Origin of the sequence: Streptomyces rubradiris, assembly GCF_016860525.1 — a bacterium.
Lineage (GTDB): Bacteria > Actinomycetota > Actinomycetes > Streptomycetales > Streptomycetaceae > Streptomyces > Streptomyces rubradiris.
On record NZ_BNEA01000015.1, the window covers coordinates 1,133,371 to 1,151,909 of the forward strand.

Sequence of the window (18,539 nt, forward strand, 5' to 3'; positions counted from 1 at the left end):
CCCGCGGGCCCGCACTGCCCAACCGCCTCCCAGCACAAAAGGGGTCACCTCGTGCGCGTGCGCGTCACCACCACCGCCGCCGGCATCACCGCCGCCGCCCTCCTCGTCCTGCCCGCCTGCTCCTCCGACGCCGAAACGACACCTTCCGCCACGTCCTCCTCCGCCCGCGCCACCAGCCCGGCCGTGCCGGAGCCGGGCAGCAGCCCGCTGTCGTCAGCCGCGCTCACGGAGCGACTGCTCGCCGCCGGCGACCTGGGCAGCGGCTACACCCGCAAGCTCGAACGCGCCGAGCACAACGACGACGTCACCGTGCTCGGCTGCCCCGCCCTTGACGAACTCGGCGGCGACGCGGCCACCGGAGGATCACTCGACTTCCCCCGCCAGGCGACGACCGCCTTCACCTACGCCGGCGGCGACGACTCGGAAGTCTCCGAAGAGCTGTACAGCGACACCCCCGGCAAACTGTCCGACGGCATGGGGAGGATCTTCGACGCCATGACCGGATGCCCGAAGTACCAGATCCTCGTCGGCGGCTCCGCCATCGACATCGCCACCCGGAAGACGACTCCGCCCCACCTCGGTGACGAGCAGTGGAGCCAGCTGCTGACCTTCTCCGCCGGCGGACACGACAGCGTGATGAAGCAGACCGCGATCCGCGACGGCAACGTCCTCGTCATCGTCTCCGGCTCCCCCGCCCTCGTCGACCGCCACCTCGACAAGGCCCTCGCCAAGGCCATATCGCGTTAGCGTCCGCCGTCGAGGCGCCGCCGACTGCCCGTTGCGTGCGGGTATGCCAGAAGCCCGGCCATCCCATCGGGATGGCCGGGCTTCGCGGTTCCGGGCCGGCAGGCACGGCCGGGCGCGTCAGATGGCCGGCGCGCGCAGGAGCCGGTCCCGGGTGCTGTCCGGGAGCACCTGCTGGCCACCACTACGGCGAGACGAGTGAATTATTCACTATCGCCCCTACACGTGGAACCCGAAGGGGCGATTGAAGCCTAGACACTTACGCCTTGTTCGCCCCGCATGAAGAGGACGGGGGCTACCCGAAGTAAGCGTACTGGACGGCACGCTCGGCGTGCTTCTTCTTTACGCCCAACTTCCGTAGGTTGCGCCTCGCATCATCCAAGTACCAAAAGTCGCTGGCGGCCTTTTTGCAGTTCTTCTTCACTTTCGGGCCGATGACGTAGCCCTTCGAATACAGGTAGTTCACACATTGCGACGTGTTCGCCTGCGCGGGCGCAGCGACGGCAACGGGCACTACCACTACTGAGACAGCGAGACCACTCGCCACTGCAATGCGCTGAAGTCTACGCTTCATGTTCGTTCCCCCTCTGGCCTGGGGACATGCTTTGCCCCCGCCTTGGCATGTCGCTAATGACAGTAGGTACAGGGCCCGAACTTGTGTAGAGCAGTTTCGGCCCTATCAATCCTCTGCAGGCTGTACAGATGTGTGCCTGTTCCAGCACATGAGGGACGGTCTCTTCGGTCACACTTCCGGGGCTGCGATGATGACCGTGATGTTGTGCCCAACAGGGGGTGGTGTCACGTGCGCTGTGATCGTGATCGGCCTCGGCGCCGGGAGCAGTCCATGCCGAAGGACCAGTCAGGCGTGGCGAGGCTAAGGGTGACGGCGCAGCCGACGCGAACTGATGCTTTCCTCAGGATGCTCGGGCGATCACGGCTATCCGGTTGCCGGGATCACGGAAAACCGTGACCGCTCACCCGAACGGATGGCCGTATTTCGGCCAGCAACGGCAGCGAAAGCTGGCATGAAGACCACCCATCCCGCCACGAGCAGGTACCGACAACCGATTGCTCCCGGCAGATCGCGGGGGGGCTGTGAGGAGTCAAAAAGGCTACCCTGCCGCTGCTACGCCATGCCAGCCTTGGCGATGTCCACCGAACATGGTGAAGCCCGGCCATCCCATGGGATGGCCGGGCTTCACCATGTTCGGCAGGCAAAGGTGGCTGGGCAACCATGTCGTGTTCGGACTCGCGACGGCCCCGGCCCTTCAGGGTTACGGCCGCCTGCGCACCGCCTGCGCGGGCCCGGGCCGTCAGATGGCCGGCGCGCGCAGGAGCCGGTCCCGGGTGCTCTCCGGGAGCACCTGGCGCAGGACCGGTGCGGTGGAGCTGACCGAGCGGGCGAAGGCCGCGACCAGGTCGTCGGGGACGCTGGAGCTGAAGGATGCCGCCCACAGGCACCGCCCGCCGAGCACCGGCTCGGACCACGCCTGCCACCCGTCCAGCTCCTCCCCCACCTTGCGGGTGAGGGTCTGCGGGTCGCCGTCCTGGATGAGGGGCGGCACCGTGCCGTAGCTGATGTGGGTGGTGAAGGTCGCGTCCATCGCCCCTGCCTGCGGCTGGTCGATGTCGAGAAGCCACCCGTGCCCGGTAACCGCCTCAAGGACCAGCTCCCTACCGCCGGACGGCGCTGCGGGGTGCCGGCGTGCGTCGAGCGCGACGAGGAAGTCGGCGACGGCCTCCCCGGGGACATCGGGGGTGAAGTACGCGGACCACTGCGCGAGCGGACTGCCCGTGTCCGCTCGGGCCGATACATGCCAGGCGATCGGCAGATCCCCCAGCAGGAACGGCTCGTCCGCCAGGACCCACTGGGCCCACCGGAGGGTGTCGGGGCTCAGGTGCAGGACGGTGCTGCGCACAACCTGCCGGTTCTCCGGTTCCTCGTCCGGCTCCTGCCGGCCGCGGACCATCGTCAGGCTCGTCCAGCCCAGAGTGGAGAGGGTGTCGGCGACGGTGTCGTAGAGGCGGCCGTCGTCGCCGGCCAGGTGGCGGGGGCCGACCCAGCAGGCCGCCGGGAACTGGTCGTGGGCGGCGGGGTCGAGCGGGACGTCGGGGTTCAGGGGCACCTCCAGGGGTGAGGGGATTTACTGGCCGCCGCGGGCGGTGCGGCGGGCACGACGCGGTGGGGGCTGAACGGGAGACTGCCAGGCCAGTTTCACGGCGACCTCGGGCGGCAGGGCACCGAGCTGGCTGTGCTCATCACCTCCCTCGGCGAGATAGACGACCGTCTTCCCGGTCGCGTCCATGGCCTGGATGACCTGAGCGAGCCGGTGCTCCATCGGGAAGAAGGGATTCAGCGCCTGCCGAACCGGAGCATCACGCTCACAGGCGGACAGCAGGTCGATGAGATCCTGGACGGTCATTTCCGCGGACGACACGGAAGCCTCCTCAAGAGGGAAAGCGGCGGATACGACGCTCGGCCAGATGAACCGTCGGTCAAACAGGAAGGCGCCTGCACGGAGCGGAGCACGGCGCGGAGACAACGCCCTCCGCAGTCTCGGCCTCGAAGGCCATCCACTCCCCGACCCGACCGCGGTGGCATGCCGCCCTCTGCGGCTGACGTCGGGCGCCGATAGCCTTCCTGACCTGGGCTTTTCCGGGGAGGTCGTCTACCTTGACATGCCCCGGACGCGTTGGCCAGTCTTTCGCGGATCTTTCCTGTCTGCCCCGGGCGAACTGCTGTACACCGCCGTTGTCGGCGGAGCGGAGTGCCACTGGTGGCGGACTCCGCCACCAGCGCGCTCGGACCCTACGCCGTGATCGCTTCGGCGAACGAGAACGTGCTCTTTCGGCGCGCGGTGCGGGTGAGGGGCGCGTAGAGGTAGAAGTGTGTCCCTGACTCCTCCCATCGAGCCAATGCTTGCTGAGGCCCGGCGGCAGCTGCCGCCGGCCAATGCCCTGCCCGGAGGCATCGTCGCGGAACAGAAGCCCGACGGGTTCCGTGCCATCGTCTTCGCCCGGCGTGATCTGGTGATGGTGCAGTCTCGCCAGGGCGCGGACCTGACCTCGGCGTTTCCCGATATCGCCCGGGCGGCCAGGGCCCTCGGGGACAGCCTCGTCCTGGACGGTGAGTTGGTCGTCCACCGTCAGGGGAGGTTGGACTTCGCCGCACTCCAGCGCCGCGCCCGTCGCCGAGGCCGCAGCGCCGGGCAGGCCGCCGCGGCGGACCCCGCCTACCTGATCGCCTTCGACGTACTGGAATCGGACGGCACCAACCTGATGCCGCTGCCCTACCGGGACCGGCGCGCTCGGCTCGAATCCCTTTTCGCCACCGGAGCGCTCGACTCGCCCTTCACGCTGTGTCCCGCCACGACCGACTGTGCAATGGCGCAGGACTGGCTCGACCCGGCCTGGGGAAGCGCAGGCATCGAAGGTGTGGTGCTCAAGGGCCTGAGTCAGCCTTATCTGCCGGGGAAGAGGTCGTGGATCAAGGTGCGCTCCCAAGCCACCGCGGAAGCGGTCATCGGTGGGGTCACCGGCTCTCTGGCGGCGCCGCTGGCCCTGTTGCTGGGACGGTACGACGCCTCCGACGACCTCCGGCTGGTCGCACGAACGACGCCCCTGGCCGCCAGCGTCCGGCGCGAGCTGACCGAGTGTCTGACGCCGGCCACACCGGATCACCCCTGGGCCAGCCGCCGCTTCTCCGTCGGCTGGGGGACCCGCGGAGAGCTGATGCACGACCCCGTGACGCCGGAGCTGGTGGCGGAATTCCTCGCGGACACAGCCGTGGACGCGGGGCACTACCGCCACCCTGTCCGTTTCATCAGGATCCGGGCGGAGATGCATCCAATGCAAGTGCCGAGGTTCGAAGAATCCGGTGAAGTCCCTGGTGGGGGCGATCCGAACATATAGCGATTACGGCGTTGAGGTGGTCTTCGGCCTGATCAACCGATGTGACGCATCGATGATGCATTGAATGCATCCCATGGAAGGGCGAGTCGACCTGAAAAGGAACAGTCCGGACGGGGCGTGTCCTGGTGCGCGACCTGCGACGGGTTCTTCTTCCGTGACCGCGGCATCGTCGTGGTCGGCGGCGGCGACACCGCCATGGAGGTAGCCACCTTCCTCACCCGCTTCGCCAAGTCGGTCACCGTCGTCCACCGCCGCTACACCCTGCGGGCCTGACAAGATCTCCTTTGCGTTCGACAGCGAGATAGCCGAGATCGAGGACACGAACGGCATGCTCGTCGGCATCGTCCTGCGTGGCGTCTTCACCTGTGCCACCTGCGACCTGGACGTGACGGGGCTGTTCATCGCGATCGGCCACGACTCGCGCACCGAACTGTTCACCGGCCAACTCGACCTCGACGCCGAGGGCTACATCACTGAGCGTTTTCAGCGTGGCCACTGATCGGGTGACCGGTGAGAAGCAGTCCAGCAGTTGGCACCGGCGAGGCCGAATGAGCTGGTGATGAGGGCCAGCCGAGGCAGCCTGGTGGTCACCGTTACCGAGGTCCCAGGCTGCCATCTGGCCTGGTTGCTCAGGCGTCCAGGCGGCGCTTGGCGAGCCAGGCGACCATCTCGGGGTCGTGGTGGTCGAAGAACAGGGTCGTGTTGGTGTCGAGGGCGGCGATCTGTGCCATCTGGTCGTCGGTGAGCTGGAAGTCGAAGACGTCGAGGTTCTGGGCCATGCGCTCGAAACGTACCGACTTGGGGATGGTGATGATGCTGCGCTGGATGAGCCAGCGCAGGACGACCTGGGCGGCGGACTTGTCGTACGTCTTGCCGATCTGGGTGAGGACGGGGTGGGTGAACAGGTCGTTCTTGCCTTCGGCGAAGCCGCCCCAGGACTGGTGCTGCACCCCGTGCTCGCGCATGAGGTCGTGGTCGGCGGTGCGCTGGAAGAAGGGGTGGGTCTCGATCTGGTTGACCTGCGGGGTGATCTCGTTGTTGAGGATCAGGTCCAGGAGCCGGTCGGGGTAGAAGTTGGACACGCCGATCGCCCGGGTCAGGCCCTCGCGGTGGGCGGCCTCCATGGCGCGCCACTGGCCGTAGACGTCTCCGTAGGGCTGGTGCATCAGGTACAGGTCGACGTGGTCCAGGCCGAGCTTGGCCAGGGACGTCTCCAGTGCGCGGCGGGTGTTCTGCTCGGCGGGGGCGTCCTGGACCCACAGCTTGGTGGTGACGAACAGTTCCTCGCGCGGGATGCCGCTGGCCTTGATGGCGCGGCCGACGGCTTCCTCGTTCTCGTAGGCGGCCGCGGTGTCCAGCAGCCGGTAGCCGGCTGCGAGGGCGTCGGTGACGGCCTGCTCGGTCTCTTCGGCTGGGATCTGGAAGACGCCGAAGCCGAGGATCGGCATCTGCACGCCGTTGTTGAGGGTGACGGTCTGCATGGTGATCTTCCTTGTCGCTGATATGCGTGGGGGGTGAGGGGATCGGATGATGGGGATCAGCGTTCGAGCATCTGCCGTCCGGCTTCGTTGTGGGTCTCGCCGGCGGCGGGAGGCAGGCTGCTGAGCCTGGACAGCTGCTCGGCGGTCAGCTGAACGCTGTCGGCGGCAGTGTTCTCCTCGACGCGGTGGACCCGCTTGGTGCCGGGGATCGGGGCGATGTCCTCGCCCTGGGCGAGCAGCCAGGCCAGCGCGATTTGCGCGGGGGTGGCGCCGGCTTCGGCGGCAACAGCCTGGACCTCGTCGGCCAGGGCCAGATTGCGCTGGAAGTTCTCGCCGGTGAAGCGCGGGTTGCCGTGCCGGAAGTCGCCTTCCTTGAAGCCGTCGGTGGAGCGGATCTGCCCCGTGAGGAAGCCGTGCCCCAGCGGCGCGAAGGGCACCAGGCCGATGCCCAGCTCCCGCAGCACCGGCAGGATGCGGTCCTCGATGCCGCGGGTCCACAGCGAGTACTCCGACTGCACGGCCGTGACCGGCTGGACGGCGTGCGCGCGGCGGATGGTGTCGGGGCCGGCCTCGGACAGGCCGAAGGCGCGAACCTTGCCCTGCGCGATCAGTTCGCCCACCGCTCCGGCGGTCTCCTCGATGGGCGTGTTGGGGTCGACGCGGTGCTGGTAGTACAGGTCGATGTGGTCGGTGCCCAGCCGCTTCAGGGAGCCTTCGACGGCCGTGCGGATGTTGGCCGGGCTGGAGTCCAGGTTCCCCGGGCCTGCCCCGGAGTGCGCCACCAGCCCGAACTTCGTCGCCAGCACCACCTGCTCGCGCCGCCCCTTCAGCGCCCGGGCCAGCAGTTCCTCGTTGGTGTAGGGGCCGTAGATTTCGGCGGTGTCGATGAGCGTGACGCCCAGCTCCAGTGCCCGGTGCAGCGTGCGGATGGACTCCGCCTCGTCCGTGCCGGAGTCGGTGTACCCGTGGGACATGCCCATCGCGCCCAGCCCGATCCGGGAAACCTCCAGGTCACGCAGCTTGATGTACCGCATCTGCTCTCCTTCGGATGTTGTCCTTGCCAGCGGCGTTCACTTGGGTCAGCCCGCTCATGAACGCCATGACGCATGGCCGGCTGCTTCCTGCTGCTTGCGGCAGGACAAGCGGCTTCTGCGGTCGCCCGCGGCGAAATTGAGCTCAGAGTGCCTGGTCGGCGGGGCGGAGCAGGATCTCGTTGATGGCCAGGTGGCGGGGGCGCTGGAGGGCGAAGGTGATGACCTCGGCGACGTCTTCGGCGGTGACCTGGGCGACGTCGTAGAGCTGCTGGGCGCCCTGGCGGGTGGCTTCGTGGGTGATGTGGGTGGGCAGCTCGGTGGCGACGACGCCGGGCTCGATCACGGTGACGCGGACGTCGGGCAGCAGTTCCTTGCGCAGCGACTCCGACCAGCCGTTGATGCCGAACTTCGTGGCCGCGTACACACCGCTGCCGACGTTCGCGACCCGGCCGGCGACGGAGGAGATGTTGATCAGGTCGCCGCCGCCGTCCTTGAGCTGGTCGAGGAACACCTCGGTCGCCGTGATCGCTCCGAGCAGGTTGACCTCGATCATCTTGCGGTAGTCCTCGCGCTGCTCGGCCGAGAACGGGCCCAGCAGCATGACGCCGGCGTTGTTGACCAGCACGTCCGTGCCGCCGAACTCCTGCTTCACCTGTCCGGCCGCCGCCAGCAGGGCGTCGCGGTCGGTGACGTCCGCGGAGATTGCCATCGCGCCGTCGCCGAGCTCGTCAGCCAGGGCCTTGATGCGGTCGGTGCGGCGGGCGAGCAGCGCGACACGGTAGCACGCGGCGTGCAGAGCCCGGGCGGTCGCGGCGCCGATGCCGGAGGAGGCCCCCGTGATGACGGCAACGCGCCCCTGAGTGTGGTCCTGGCTCATAAAGATTTCCTGTCCTTAGCGGTCACTTAGCGTGGTCGGGTATCTACCTGTGACTGATGCTCGGCGGTCCGAAAGGTCCGGATCACCCCGACACAGCCATTCCAGCACCGGCCCGGACAGGGGGCGAGGGACCGCTTATACGTGTACTGGCAGTCACTCCTTCAGCAGTCGATCCGGCCGTACCGTGGAATCCATGGACCACCAGGCCGAGGTGCGGGACTTCCTGCGCACACGACGTGACCGCATCACCCCCGAGCAGGCAGGGATCGTCGGCGGCGGACGCCGGCGCCTGCCGGGCCTGCGCCGCGAGGAAGTCGCCATGCTCGCCGGGATGAGCAGCGACTACTACGCCAAGATGGAACGCGGCAACCTCGCCGGCGTCTCCCCCGAAGTCCTCGACGCCCTCGCCCGCGCGCTACGCCTCGATGACGCAGAGACCGAGCACCTGCACGACCTCGCCCGGGCCGCGAACTCCACACCGGCCCGACGCCGCTCCCGCCCCGCACCCTCGACGATCCGCCCCTCACTCCAGCGATTCCTCGACGCGATCACCGGAGCACCCGCCTGGATCGTCAACCAGCGGGCCGACATCATCGCCCTCAACCCCCTCGGCCGCGCCCTGCTCACCCCCCTGCTCCACGACCCGGACGCCCGCAACAACACCGCGCGGTTCATCTTCCTCAGCACCGCCGCCCGCACCTTCTACCCGCAGTGGGAACACGCCGCGGACGCCGCCGCCGCGAACTTGCGCACAGCGGCCGGCCGCAACCCCCGCGACACACACCTGACCGACCTCATCGGCGAGCTCGTCACCCGCAGCAACGCCTTCAGCAGCCGCTGGTCGGCCCACGACGTTCGCCTCCACACCACCGGCACCAAGCACATCCACCACCCCGACGTCGGCGACCTTGAATTCACCTACGAGGCCATGAACCTCCCCGACCACCCCGGATGGACGATGTTCGCCTACACCAGCGCCGCCGGGTCCCCGACCGAAGAACGCATCCGGCTCCTCGGCAGCCTCGCCTCCACGCCCTCCTCCGAGACACAGTCCTCAGTAACCGGGAACGACTCAAACGGCCTGCAGGCCCGCCAGTGACAACAAGCCTGCCTCTGCGACAACTATCGTGCGTCGGCTCAGCCCAACGTCAGGGTGTCCTCGTTCTCGCCGCCCGTGCCTACACGGGCGCTGGCCCCTGGGTCACCACGGAGTCAAACGGCCACCAGAAGGTGAACTCACCCTCACCCAGCGCACCGTCAACCGAGCCCTAACCGCAGCGCGGGTACCGGTCGAACGAGGCGTGGCACGGTTGAAGTCCTGGCAGATCTTCCAAAGATCCCGTATCAGCCCGAACCGCATGACCGTCATCGCCAAAGCCGTCCTTACCCTGGAGCGGCAACGTTGAAAGCGCTCACTGTCGCCGCCCCAACATCGCAGCGCGCGGCTGCCAGGTGGGCTGGCACCTACGTGGGCAAGGTTCCCCCTGGGACCCTGCTCAGGTGCGAATACCGCAGCCTAGGAATACGTGTCGGGTACCAGCTATTCGCGAGGACCTCACGGCGGCAGACGTGCCAGGGTTCTCCGACTGAGCACGTCGGCGGAGATTCCCCATCGCGAACGGCCCGCAACCGCGAAGAAGGCAGCGGTGCCGCGGCGAGGCGGCCGGACGCCCTCAGGCCGGGGCACCGGCCGCCGGATGCTGCGCGTCCGGGCACGCCGGGCAGATGACCTGGGCGTTGCGGCCGTATCGGCGGGTGAGCCCTTGACAGCGCGGGCAGTACCCGACCTCGTCGGGCGAGCAGCCCAGCAGGCGCGCGGCGGCGGTCCGGTCCACCGCCGGGTCGATGCGCTCAAGAACTCTGTCCATGTGTACGAATATATCCAGCCATAGGCGGCACAGCGCTCAAGCAGTGATCCTTCACGCCAGATCGATGCCGAGTTCGGTGTCCGGGCGGCAGAAGGCACAGGGGGCGACGGTGGGCTCGGTGAGCGCGGCGCGGGCCTCGTCCGCCCGGATCCGGTGCGGCGCGCCCTCGATCATCGAGCAGTCCGCGAGGTGGATGAGCGCCGGCTCCGGGCCTGCCGGGGTGCGTTTTTGCTGTATGACGAAGCCGGTGCGGATGTACGCCGGCGCGAAGGCGGGCAGGGCGCCTGCACCCTTCACCGGACGGGCGGGCCGCTGCCGCCGGGGGGACGGCTGCTCGGCGCGGGCCAGGGCCTTCTTTAGACGCCATCTCATTTGGCTGATTCGGTAGTCTGGGGCTCGTGGTGGGGATCGTTGAGCGGCTGGTGCCGGACGAGTTGTGGGAGTTGTTCCAGCGAGTGGTGCCCGAGGCTCCTTCACGGCCCCAGGGCGGTGGCCGACGGCGGCATGGTGACCGGGAAGTGCTGGCCGCGATCGTGTTCGTGGCCACCTCGGGCTGTACGTGGCAGCAGCTGCCGTCCGCGTCGTTCGGGCCGTCGGGAGCGACGGCCCACCGGCGTTTCTCGGAGTGGACGAAAGCCAGGGTGTGGGCCAAACTTCACCGCCTGGTCCTCGACGAACTCGGGTCCCGGGGCGAGCTGGACTGGTCCCGCTGCGCGATCGACTCGGTGAACATGCGGGCCCTGAAAAGGGGGACCTGACAGGTCCGAATCCTGTGGACCGGGGCAAATACGGCTCGAAGATCCACCTGATCACCGAGCGGACCGGTCTGCCCCTCTCTGCCGGGATCTCGGCAGCGAACCTGCACGACAGCCAGGCCCTGATTCCCCTGGTGAAGGGCATACCACCGATCCGCTCACGCCGCAGACGCAGACGGCGCAAGCCCGCCAAGCTCCACGGCGACAAGGGCTACGACTACGCCCACCTGCGGCGATGGCTACGTGAACGCGGCATCACCCACCGCATCGCACGCAAGGGTATCGAGTCCTCGCAGCGGCTGGGCCGCCATCGCTGGACCATCGAGCGCACCATGGCCTGGCTCGCGGGCTGCCGCCGACTCCATCGACGCTACGAACGCAAAGCCGACCACTTCCTCGCCTTCACCAGCATCGCCTGCACTCTCATCTGCTACCGCAGACTAACCAAATGAGATGGTCTCTAAAGGCGGTCGACCGCGGGGAGCAGATCGCGGCCGACTCCCTGCTCCTGGACCTGATGAACGTCGTCCACGAACACCACTTCCCAGCACATGACCCCAGGTCAGCGCGACGTTAGGTCTCATCGCGCGGATGCTGCTCCGTTGCACTACCCCTGCCGGGCACACGGCCGCCCCCTGGCGCGCCGCTGCCCGGTGAACGAACGGAGCAGCACATGCAGTCCGCCGTCCTCCAGGCCATCGACACCTGGGAGCAGCACTGGCACCAGACCCAGGACGCGGCCGTCACCGCGCTGAAGACCGCCTTCCCTCACCTTGGCGACCACCCGCGATACGTCGGCTGTGACGACATCCGGCTGGAGTACGAGGAGGACGGGCCGCGGCGGCGGGCGGGTCTGCCTCGACGACGAGGGCCGCGCCAACGTCGAGTTCGACCAGGTGCCCAACGAGGTGATCGCGCACGCCGTCGACGAGGTCAGGTTCCCGTACCTCGACTACGCCGACGGGCCACTGTGCGAAGCACCGCCGGGCACGTACGTCTACGAGTGCGAGGGGTCGGGCGGGCAGTTCGAGTTCGTTCTCGGCACGCTCGGGCACGGCCGGGTCGTCATTTCGTTCGCCACCGTGCCGGACGCCGTGGCGGTCCTCGACGCCCTGGAGCGCGCCTTCACCGAGCACGAGTCCGGCGTGACGCGACAGTGAGCGGGCCCGTTCGTACGGTCCGCCTCCATGAACCTCTACCGCTTTCGATGGGCGCCCGGTATCGCTCTGCTCGCCCAGACTCCGGCCGACAGCGACGGCGTCAAGATCCGGACCTGGAGCACGATCGGCCTGCCGCCGGGGTTCGGCGGAAGATCGTTGAGCGGCTGCGGGCGTCGTTAGCGTCAGGTCCATGCCAGTGGAGTTCTTGTCCGACGAGCAGGCGGCTTCGTACGGGAAGTTCAACGAGGAGCCGACCCGGCCGGAGCTGGAGCGGTTCTTCTTCCTCGACGACGAGGACCGCAAGCTGGTGGCGAAGCGGCGCGGTGACCACAACCGGCTCGGGCGGGGAGTCCGGGCCGCTTCGTCCCCGATGCGGCCCGGGCTCCCCGCCCGTGCCGGGGACGGATCACTCGTCGCCGGACGGGGCGGGCTGGAATGCGATGGCGACGAGGTCGTCGACCAGGGTGGGCGCCCACCGGACGACGTCCTCCTCCAGGAAGGTGACAAGACCTGCGGGGGAGACCGGCTCGGCACTGCTGGCGCAGTGGCCCTGGAGGCGCTCGCGCAGCGGGTAGAACGTTCCGGCGCTGTCGCGCGCCTCGGTGACCCCGTCGGAGTAGGCGATCAGGATGTCACCGGGGTCCAGGGTGTGCGTCACGGTACGCGGAGGCGCGGTGAGCAGGTCGCCCATGCCCAACGGCAGGCTGTGGTCAGCCTCCACGACGGACACCGTGCCGTGCCGGATGATGAGCAGAGGCTGATGACCCCGTTCCAGGACCCGTACGGTACACGCGTCCGCGGAGAACTCGAGCAGGACGGCCGTGACGAAGACCTCCTCCGCCGGCCCCGGGGTGTCCCCCGGCATGTAGGCCGGCCGGCCGCCCCCCATCGGCTCCATCGGAGGGTTGTCGCGGTCCAATTGCAGGGCCACGTCGATCCGCTCGGCCACCTGGCTCAGCGACGGATGGAGCAACGCCGCCTCCTGGAACGAAGAGATCACCGTGGCCACGGTCTGCGTCGCACTGATGCCCTTGCCTTTGACATCCCCGACGATCACCCGGATACCGAACGGTGTCGGGCGGACGCTGTAGAGATCTCCGCCGATGAGCGACTCGTCGTCGGCCGCCCGGTAGAAGCCGGCCAGGCGCAACGGGCCGATCCGTTCGGGCAGCGGACGCAGCAGGGCCAGTTGCACGGCCTCGGCGACCGCCTGCACGCGGCGGAAACGGCCCTCGGTCCGTCGGCGCACCACACCCAGCGATGCCGACAGCAAAGTGATGGTGGCCAGGACGGTCAGGGCCACGATGGTCATCGGACCGATGTAGTCCTCGAGCGACTGGGTGACCGCCAGCAGCACACATCCGGCGACGCCGATGGCGAGAACACCGAACGGCGGGTACGTGAAGAGGGACAGCACCACCGAGGCCGCCAGCAACGAGCCGAAGAAGTAGTGCGGCGGTGTCGCCTGGTCAAGCACCATGGTCACCACGACGAGTGCGGGCGGGACCCAGCGGAGCCATCGGGGCGGCCAGGGGTGCTCCTCCTCCCACTGTCTGCGCAGCGCCGCAGCCCGCCCTACACCCACACTGTCACCCCGTCTCTCACGAGCTCCCGGTCCAAAGCTTCAGTGAGCATCATGTACGAGTGAGCACATCTTGTACGGCACCAACGCACCGCCCGACGGCTCTCCGCGGAACACGGGACGCAGCGGCCCCGGGAGCGGCCGGCCTCAGAGGTCCAGCTGGTATTCCAGGGCCTGAATACCCAGCGCGTCATTAGAGACCATCTCATTTGGTTAGTCTGCGGTAGCAGATGAGAGTGCAGGCGATGCTGGTGAAGGCGAGGAAGTGGTCGGCTTTGCGTTCGTAGCGTCGATGGAGTCGGCGGCAGCCCGCGAGCCAGGCCATGGTGCGCTCGATGGTCCAGCGATGGCGGCCCAGCCGCTGCGAGGACTCGATACCCTTGCGTGCGATGCGGTGGGTGATGCCGCGTTCACGTAGCCATCGCCGCAGGTGGGCGTAGTCGTAGCCCTTGTCGCCGTGGAGCTTGGCGGGCTTGCGCCGTCTGCGTCTGCGGCGTGAGCGGATCGGTGGTATGCCCTTCACCAGGGGAATCAGGGCCTGGCTGTCGTGCAGGTTCGCTGCCGAGATCCCGGCAGAGAGGGGCAGACCGGTCCGCTCGGTGATCAGGTGGATCTTCGAGCCGTATTTGCCCCGGTCCACAGGATTCGGACCTGTCAGGTCCCCCTTTTCAGGGCCCGCATGTTCACCGAGTCGATCGCGCAGCGGGACCAGTCCAGCTCGCCCCGGGACCCGAGTTCGTCGAGGACCAGGCGGTGAAGTTTGGCCCACACCCTGGCTTTCGTCCACTCCGAGAAACGCCGGTGGGCCGTCGCTCCCGACGGCCCGAACGACGCGGACGGCAGCTGCTGCCACGTACAGCCCGAGGTGGCCACGAACACGATCGCGGCCAGCACTTCCCGGTCACCATGCCGCCGTCGGCCACCGCCCTGGGGCCGTGAAGGAGCCTCGGGCACCACTCGCTGGAACAACTCCCACAACTCGTCCGGCACCAGCCGCTCAACGATCCCCACCACGAGCCCCAGACTACCGAATCAGCCAAATGAGATGGCGTCTTACGGCATCGCGCTGGAGGCGCAGGTATCGGCCGATCGTGTCGTTCTCCGCGACCTGCCGGTCCAGGTGCGCGAGGATCGCCCGCAGGCGTGGCGGGTCAGGAGGCAGCTCGGTCATGGCGGGCACCGTGCAGCACTGCCCAGGCTCCGTGCCCCCGACTCTGCCAGTACGGATGGAACATTACCTGTGCCGACAGGTGGAGGAGCCGACGACGCAGCGCGGTGTGCGGTCGCTCGGCGAGCTGGCGGTAGGCGGTATGCCACTCCTCTTGCGCGCGGGCGAGGTCGTTCGGGATGAGACTCATGACTGAATTCAATCACTTGTTCGATTTCTGTCGCATCCCGACTCATGGCTGACCGGTATACGTGTGTCCTCTGCCACTGAACCTTGACCGTTTGCCACTGAAGGTTGAGCATCGGCCGTTCAGTGACAGCGAAGGTTGATCGCCCAGCTGAGACCCGATGGCGAGATGCTGAGGCGTGTCAGCGCATGATTGCCGACATGGACAGCACTGCCGAGAAGATCAAGGTGTGGTTTCGGTTCGTCCCGCGCGAGGGCTGGTTCCCGCAGGACACGGAGGGCCTGTGGGCGGCGAGGCTCAGTGCCGATACGGCCAGAGTTCAGAACGTTCCTTTTCTTCAGAACGGAGTGGCTGAGGGTGACGTCGTGCGTTTCCAGACCGACTCCGACGGGCTGCACTGGGCCGTCGGGCGGGTGACCTCTGGCGGCAACTGCACGATCCGGGTAGTGCCCATTCCCAGCGGCCCTCTGGGGCGTAGCCCCCAGGCTGTGCACCAGCGGCTTTCCGTCTTCCGTCTCGGCGGCGAAGTGTTCAGTAAGGACTTCCCCATGGTGGCTCTCACTGCGCCGGCCGGAGCGGACTTTGCCGGGATCAAGGCACTCCTGAACCAAGGGAAGGAGGAAGGCTGGTGGCACTACGAAGTCGGCTGCGGCACCGACGAGTGGTGGAACGCCTGACTCCCTGAACCTTCGCGCTCAGACTTCGGTGGCACACGATCAATGTTCGATGTCACAGGACAACGTGCCGGGGGTCTCGCACGGGCGGGGGCCGAGCGTCCTGATGTGACTGAGCGCTTCATTTGGCCAGTTGAGCATTCAATTGTGCTCCCGGTCTCCTGGCTCGAGTGGCGTCATCACGAACCCAAAGCGGCGGTGGCTGTCCCAGCGTCGGCGTTCTGCCCAGGCCGACCTGCCGTGACGAGGTAGTAGTCAAGGATCCGTTGCTCGTAGGCGTGCAGAAAGTTCCGCGGCCAGGTTCCCGGGGCCCACCACTGGCTGAGCCAGAGGTCCCACCCCGGCCAGACATGCGGCCCGATCGACTCGACGCGCACGCTCGTGAACCCGGCCTCCATGAGCGCGTCAGCAAGCGCCTTCACCGGCCGTGCGATGTCCAGGCCGCTGGCGTACGTATCCAGCAGCCGCGCGAGTTCCTCGGGCCGAGAGGGCGCGTCGTCCACGGTGAAGAAGCTGGCGACAGCCACCCGGCCCCCCGGTCGCAGCACCCTCCACGTCTCCGCTGCGAAGGCGCTGAGATCCGGGAAGTGCTGAGCGGCTTCCACGCTGATGACAGCGTCGAACTCACCGTCTTCCAACGGCATGCTCTCCGCAGCCCCCTGGACAAACCGCAGCCGTGCCGGCTCCTCCCGAAGCAGGTCGGCATGCGCGCTGCGCGCCCGTCGTAGCTGCTCCGGATGAATGTCCATGCCGGTAACCGTGGTGGATCCGTACTCCCGCAAGGTCACCACGCATCCCATGCCAAGCCCGCAGCCCACTTCCAGAACCTTCGGCCCTCGCGGCAGCCCCGCGGCGTCCAGGACATGACGGTAGAGATCCTCCTGGCTGCGGATCCGCTCCACCTCGCTGAGCGGCAGGCCAAGGTCCACGGCTTGCCAGTACCCGAAGTTGATGAATCCCCCCGCGAAGATCCGATGGCCGCTTAGATCAGCCGGACCATACGTCTCCTGTACCACGGGCCGCATGGCGGGACGAACCCGCCGAACACCGCCTGACACTGTGTCGCACCTCCCGAAAGCGCCCCACCGCGTAGTCATACGCAGTTCTTCACGATCCTGTGCCGTCCCTGTGAGCTACTGGACTCAACCGTGACAACGCCGCGCACGGCAGACGGGCACGGCAAGGGCGCCGAGGACCGATCGTGGCCGTTTCGGCGCCGACAGAACCGCACTATCCGCACCACCGGTGCCGAGCGCGTGTCGAACTCGATCGCTCCTGGGTGGCCGTTGGAGGTTCGTTCTGGTGTGGGGACGTTGCCGTGGATCGTGTCGGATGAGCTGTGGGACCGGCTGGAGCCGTTGCTGCCGCAGCGTCAGCGCAGGTTTCGGTATCCGGGCCGGAAGCCGCTGCCGGACCGGGACGCTGAGCGGCATCTTGTACGTGCTCTACACCGGGATCCAGTGGGAGTACCCGCCGCAGGACCTTGGTTTCGGGTCCGGCATGACGTGCCGGCGCAGACTGCGGGACTGGAACGAGGCCGGCCTGTGGCAGCGGCTGCACGAGGTCCTGGCAGTGCCGGGCGCGGACGGGTTCTGTAGGGCCGGTCAGCGGCCAGCACACCGAGACCTTGCCGGACGGCAGTGAGGTCCGTCTCGGTGGTTTCTGGCGAACAGCGTGAGTCGGCGGGCGAGGCTGAGCGGGCCCCAGCTGGAGCGGCTGGCCGGTCTCGGGCTGGAGTAGGGCGGCGCAGGCCCTGGGCGCGATGTAGCCGGGCATCGGGCGCGGCAGGGCGGCGGGCCCTCGGGAGACTCTCCGGGGCCGCCGCCGTGTCGCCTGCGCCTCGTCGGCGGCAGCGGTCCCTGCCCGCTGCCTGAGGGCTCTGAGTGTCCGGCGACCGGGCGGGTCGTTGATCAAGACATGAAACGCGCTCTTACCGGAAGCTGCCTTGCAGCCCTTGCCGTCGGCCTGGCCCCTGTTCCCGCCTCTGCGGGCGGCATCCTGCCGATCGCCTCCCCCTCCTTCGCCACCTCGTGCACCAACCACGGCGCGCCCCATGCCGGCGGAGCGACGGCCCACGGCACCGGAACGGCCAACGGCAACCTGGCCGGCCTGCCCGTCGGCAGTCCCTTCAACCACTGCGGTGGCGCCGAACTGGACATCAGTAGTTCGCTGCCCATCGTCGGCAGCCTTCTCGGGGGCGGCTCGGGCGCCGCCAACGCCGCCGACGCCGATGATGAGTCCACCTGAGCCGTAGGGTCCGCGCCCCGCCCCTCAAGACCCGTGGGGTTCTGGCCCGTTCGCCGGGCGGCGGGGATGCCGGAGAGCCGGACGCCGGTACGTTCCGGCGCGGCGTTGGATCAGGAACGACCCGACGAAGGGAAGGTCAACGACCATGACCGACACCACCAACGCCATCGACCTGGACAAGAGCCCGCTGGGGGAGCTGGACGGGGAAGCGGCCTGTCTGGCGGAGGCTCTGGCGGCCCGCCCCGGTGTCCTCCGCGCCACCGACGCGGGCCTGCCGGGTACCCCGGGGGACGTCGTCTTCACGACCGCCGCCGGTACCTGCTGGGCACTCAACTTCCACACCGGCCCGGACGGGGAGGTGGTCCAGGACACGACCGGCCGCCGGGCGGCGTGGGACGTGGTCCTGCCCGCCGCCGACGTGCTGCGCGACGTCGTGGTGCCCGCGCTCGCGGCCTGCCGCGCGTATGCGGCCGTTGCCGCCAGCGCGGACACGCTGACCGTGTACCTGCGCACCGGCCGCCGCTACGCCTGTGACTGAGCGCTTCACTTGGCCAGTTGAGCAGAAGAGGCCCCCGCCGATGACGGGGGCCTCTCTGTACCGCGGATATTGATGACCCTCCGCGCGGCGTCGGGGTGGCACGGACAGCGGTCCCGGGATGGCTGCCTCGGCTCCTGCTCAGAACCGTATCGAAGTTTCGGACCCGGCCCTTGCATCGCCAGGCGACTCCACTCGAAGGAGCGACTCCGCTCAACTGGACAGGTCGAACGCTCACCGGCCAAATGAAGCGCTCAGTCACACCTGAGCGCGTTCCATGCGGCGCGTGCCCGGTCTCTCGGGCCTGGATTACGG

The 18,539-nt window shown here is 68.2% G+C and carries 22 protein-coding genes and 4 pseudogenes; 14 read left to right on the top strand and 12 right to left on the bottom strand.

Annotated features, from left to right (window positions below; all coding sequences use genetic code 11):
• The first annotated feature begins 51 nt into the window (after window positions 1-51).
• Window positions 52-747 carry a hypothetical protein gene (locus tag Srubr_RS18215; protein WP_203855036.1) on the top strand — a complete coding sequence of 232 codons (696 nt, stop codon included), beginning with the start codon at window positions 52-54 and terminating at the stop codon, window positions 745-747.
• Window positions 748-1,039: 292 nt separating this feature from the next.
• Here Srubr_RS18215 and Srubr_RS18220 read toward each other — a convergent pair whose 3' ends face one another.
• The 3 genes from Srubr_RS18220 to Srubr_RS18230 all read right to left on the bottom strand — a co-directional run bounded on the left by Srubr_RS18220 (window position 1,040) and on the right by Srubr_RS18230 (window position 3,182).
• Window positions 1,040-1,318, bottom strand: coding sequence for a hypothetical protein (locus Srubr_RS18220; RefSeq protein WP_189999939.1), 279 nt, complete (start codon window positions 1,316-1,318; stop codon window positions 1,040-1,042).
• Between the two features lie 739 nt (window positions 1,319-2,057).
• Window positions 2,058-2,876 carry an SPDY domain-containing protein gene (locus Srubr_RS18225; protein WP_189999948.1) on the bottom strand — a complete coding sequence of 273 codons (819 nt, stop codon included), beginning with the start codon at window positions 2,874-2,876 and terminating at the stop codon, window positions 2,058-2,060.
• 12 nt (window positions 2,877-2,888) lie between these two features.
• Window positions 2,889-3,182 (bottom strand): hypothetical protein, encoded by a 294-nt coding sequence (locus Srubr_RS18230; RefSeq protein ID WP_189999940.1) that lies wholly within the window; start codon window positions 3,180-3,182, stop codon window positions 2,889-2,891.
• A gap of 478 nt (window positions 3,183-3,660) precedes the next feature.
• Between Srubr_RS18230 and Srubr_RS18235 the strand changes: the two genes are divergently transcribed.
• On the top strand, window positions 3,661-4,656 hold the full coding sequence (locus tag Srubr_RS18235; RefSeq protein ID WP_189999941.1) for an ATP-dependent DNA ligase: 996 nt from the start codon (window positions 3,661-3,663) through the stop codon (window positions 4,654-4,656).
• Between the two features lie 93 nt (window positions 4,657-4,749).
• Window positions 4,750-5,128: pseudogene (locus tag Srubr_RS18240) on the top strand (NAD(P)/FAD-dependent oxidoreductase); the annotation flags it as partial.
• A 157-nt stretch (window positions 5,129-5,285) separates the two neighbouring features.
• On the opposite strand, the gene Srubr_RS18245 reads toward Srubr_RS18240, so the two are convergent.
• The 3 genes from Srubr_RS18245 to Srubr_RS18255 all read right to left on the bottom strand — a co-directional run bounded on the left by Srubr_RS18245 (window position 5,286) and on the right by Srubr_RS18255 (window position 8,048).
• Window positions 5,286-6,137 carry an aldo/keto reductase gene (locus Srubr_RS18245; RefSeq protein ID WP_189999942.1) on the bottom strand — a complete coding sequence of 284 codons (852 nt, stop codon included), beginning with the start codon at window positions 6,135-6,137 and terminating at the stop codon, window positions 5,286-5,288.
• Between the two features lie 56 nt (window positions 6,138-6,193).
• Entirely contained in the window at window positions 6,194-7,171 is a 978-nt protein-coding gene (locus tag Srubr_RS18250; protein WP_189999943.1) for an aldo/keto reductase, read from the bottom strand.
• Window positions 7,172-7,313: 142 nt separating this feature from the next.
• On the bottom strand, window positions 7,314-8,048 hold the full coding sequence (locus Srubr_RS18255; protein ID WP_189999944.1) for an SDR family oxidoreductase: 735 nt from the start codon (window positions 8,046-8,048) through the stop codon (window positions 7,314-7,316).
• 193 nt (window positions 8,049-8,241) lie between these two features.
• On the opposite strand from Srubr_RS18255, the gene Srubr_RS18260 reads away from it, so the two are divergent.
• Entirely contained in the window at window positions 8,242-9,147 is a 906-nt protein-coding gene (locus Srubr_RS18260) for a helix-turn-helix transcriptional regulator (protein ID WP_189999945.1), read from the top strand.
• A gap of 44 nt (window positions 9,148-9,191) precedes the next feature.
• Window positions 9,192-9,454 (top strand): annotated as a pseudogene (locus tag Srubr_RS18265) (transposase family protein); the annotation flags it as partial.
• A 267-nt stretch (window positions 9,455-9,721) separates the two neighbouring features.
• On the opposite strand, the gene Srubr_RS18270 reads toward Srubr_RS18265, so the two are convergent.
• Together Srubr_RS18270 and Srubr_RS18275 are read right to left on the bottom strand one after the other, a co-directional pair.
• Window positions 9,722-9,916, bottom strand: coding sequence for a hypothetical protein (locus tag Srubr_RS18270; RefSeq protein WP_189999946.1), 195 nt, complete (start codon window positions 9,914-9,916; stop codon window positions 9,722-9,724).
• A gap of 51 nt (window positions 9,917-9,967) precedes the next feature.
• Entirely contained in the window at window positions 9,968-10,288 is a 321-nt protein-coding gene (locus Srubr_RS18275) for a DUF6233 domain-containing protein (protein ID WP_189999947.1), read from the bottom strand.
• Between the two features lie 35 nt (window positions 10,289-10,323).
• Here Srubr_RS18275 and Srubr_RS18280 point away from each other — a divergent pair.
• The 5 genes and pseudogenes from Srubr_RS18280 to Srubr_RS42045 form a co-directional block, all read left to right on the top strand.
• A protein-coding gene (locus Srubr_RS18280; protein ID WP_230426674.1) for an IS5 family transposase occupies window positions 10,324-11,123 on the top strand; the annotation gives its coding sequence in 2 pieces (ribosomal slippage) (window positions 10,324-10,659 and window positions 10,662-11,123; 798 coding nt in all).
• The gene (locus tag Srubr_RS41445; RefSeq protein WP_268257613.1) at window positions 11,120-11,248 is read left to right on the top strand and encodes a hypothetical protein; all 129 of its coding nucleotides are present in this window, start codon (window positions 11,120-11,122) and stop codon (window positions 11,246-11,248) included. Before Srubr_RS18280 ends, Srubr_RS41445 begins: the two co-directional genes overlap by 4 nt.
• Window positions 11,249-11,471: 223 nt before the next feature.
• Window positions 11,472-11,831, top strand: coding sequence for a hypothetical protein (locus Srubr_RS18285; protein ID WP_189999987.1), 360 nt, complete (start codon window positions 11,472-11,474; stop codon window positions 11,829-11,831).
• A 27-nt stretch (window positions 11,832-11,858) separates the two neighbouring features.
• The gene (locus tag Srubr_RS18290) at window positions 11,859-12,011 is read left to right on the top strand and encodes a hypothetical protein (RefSeq protein WP_189999986.1); all 153 of its coding nucleotides are present in this window, start codon (window positions 11,859-11,861) and stop codon (window positions 12,009-12,011) included.
• Window positions 12,012-12,021: 10 nt separating this feature from the next.
• Window positions 12,022-12,186: pseudogene (locus tag Srubr_RS42045) on the top strand (DUF4158 domain-containing protein); the annotation flags it as partial.
• Window positions 12,187-12,237: 51 nt separating this feature from the next.
• Here the strand turns inward: Srubr_RS42045 and Srubr_RS18300 are convergent.
• The 3 genes from Srubr_RS18300 to Srubr_RS18310 form a co-directional block, all read right to left on the bottom strand.
• On the bottom strand, window positions 12,238-13,311 hold the full coding sequence (locus Srubr_RS18300; RefSeq protein ID WP_229927038.1) for a PP2C family protein-serine/threonine phosphatase: 1,074 nt from the start codon (window positions 13,309-13,311) through the stop codon (window positions 12,238-12,240).
• Window positions 13,312-13,618: 307 nt separating this feature from the next.
• A protein-coding gene (locus Srubr_RS18305; RefSeq protein ID WP_230426674.1) for an IS5 family transposase occupies window positions 13,619-14,418 on the bottom strand; the annotation gives its coding sequence in 2 pieces (ribosomal slippage) (window positions 13,619-14,080 and window positions 14,083-14,418; 798 coding nt in all).
• Window positions 14,419-14,437: 19 nt separating this feature from the next.
• Complete coding sequence (locus Srubr_RS18310; RefSeq protein ID WP_189999591.1) at window positions 14,438-14,584, bottom strand: hypothetical protein; 147 nt, start codon at window positions 14,582-14,584, stop codon at window positions 14,438-14,440.
• Between the two features lie 384 nt (window positions 14,585-14,968).
• On the opposite strand from Srubr_RS18310, the gene Srubr_RS18315 reads away from it, so the two are divergent.
• A complete protein-coding gene (locus Srubr_RS18315; RefSeq protein ID WP_229926995.1) occupies window positions 14,969-15,445 on the top strand; it encodes a DUF4265 domain-containing protein in 477 nt (158 codons plus the stop codon).
• 176 nt (window positions 15,446-15,621) lie between these two features.
• Here the strand turns inward: Srubr_RS18315 and Srubr_RS18320 are convergent, their stop codons facing one another.
• Complete coding sequence (locus Srubr_RS18320; RefSeq protein ID WP_189999579.1) at window positions 15,622-16,467, bottom strand: class I SAM-dependent methyltransferase; 846 nt, start codon at window positions 16,465-16,467, stop codon at window positions 15,622-15,624.
• 243 nt (window positions 16,468-16,710) lie between these two features.
• Here Srubr_RS18320 and Srubr_RS18325 point away from each other — a divergent pair.
• The 3 genes and pseudogenes from Srubr_RS18325 to Srubr_RS18335 all read left to right on the top strand — a co-directional run.
• A pseudogene (locus Srubr_RS18325) lies at window positions 16,711-17,011 on the top strand (transposase); the annotation flags it as partial.
• Window positions 17,012-17,359: 348 nt separating this feature from the next.
• Window positions 17,360-17,689, top strand: a complete 330-nt coding sequence (locus Srubr_RS18330; protein WP_189999578.1) for a hypothetical protein — start codon at window positions 17,360-17,362, stop codon at window positions 17,687-17,689.
• A gap of 145 nt (window positions 17,690-17,834) precedes the next feature.
• Window positions 17,835-18,227, top strand: a complete 393-nt coding sequence (locus tag Srubr_RS18335; protein ID WP_189999577.1) for a hypothetical protein — start codon at window positions 17,835-17,837, stop codon at window positions 18,225-18,227.
• Window positions 18,228-18,539 lie beyond the last annotated feature (312 nt).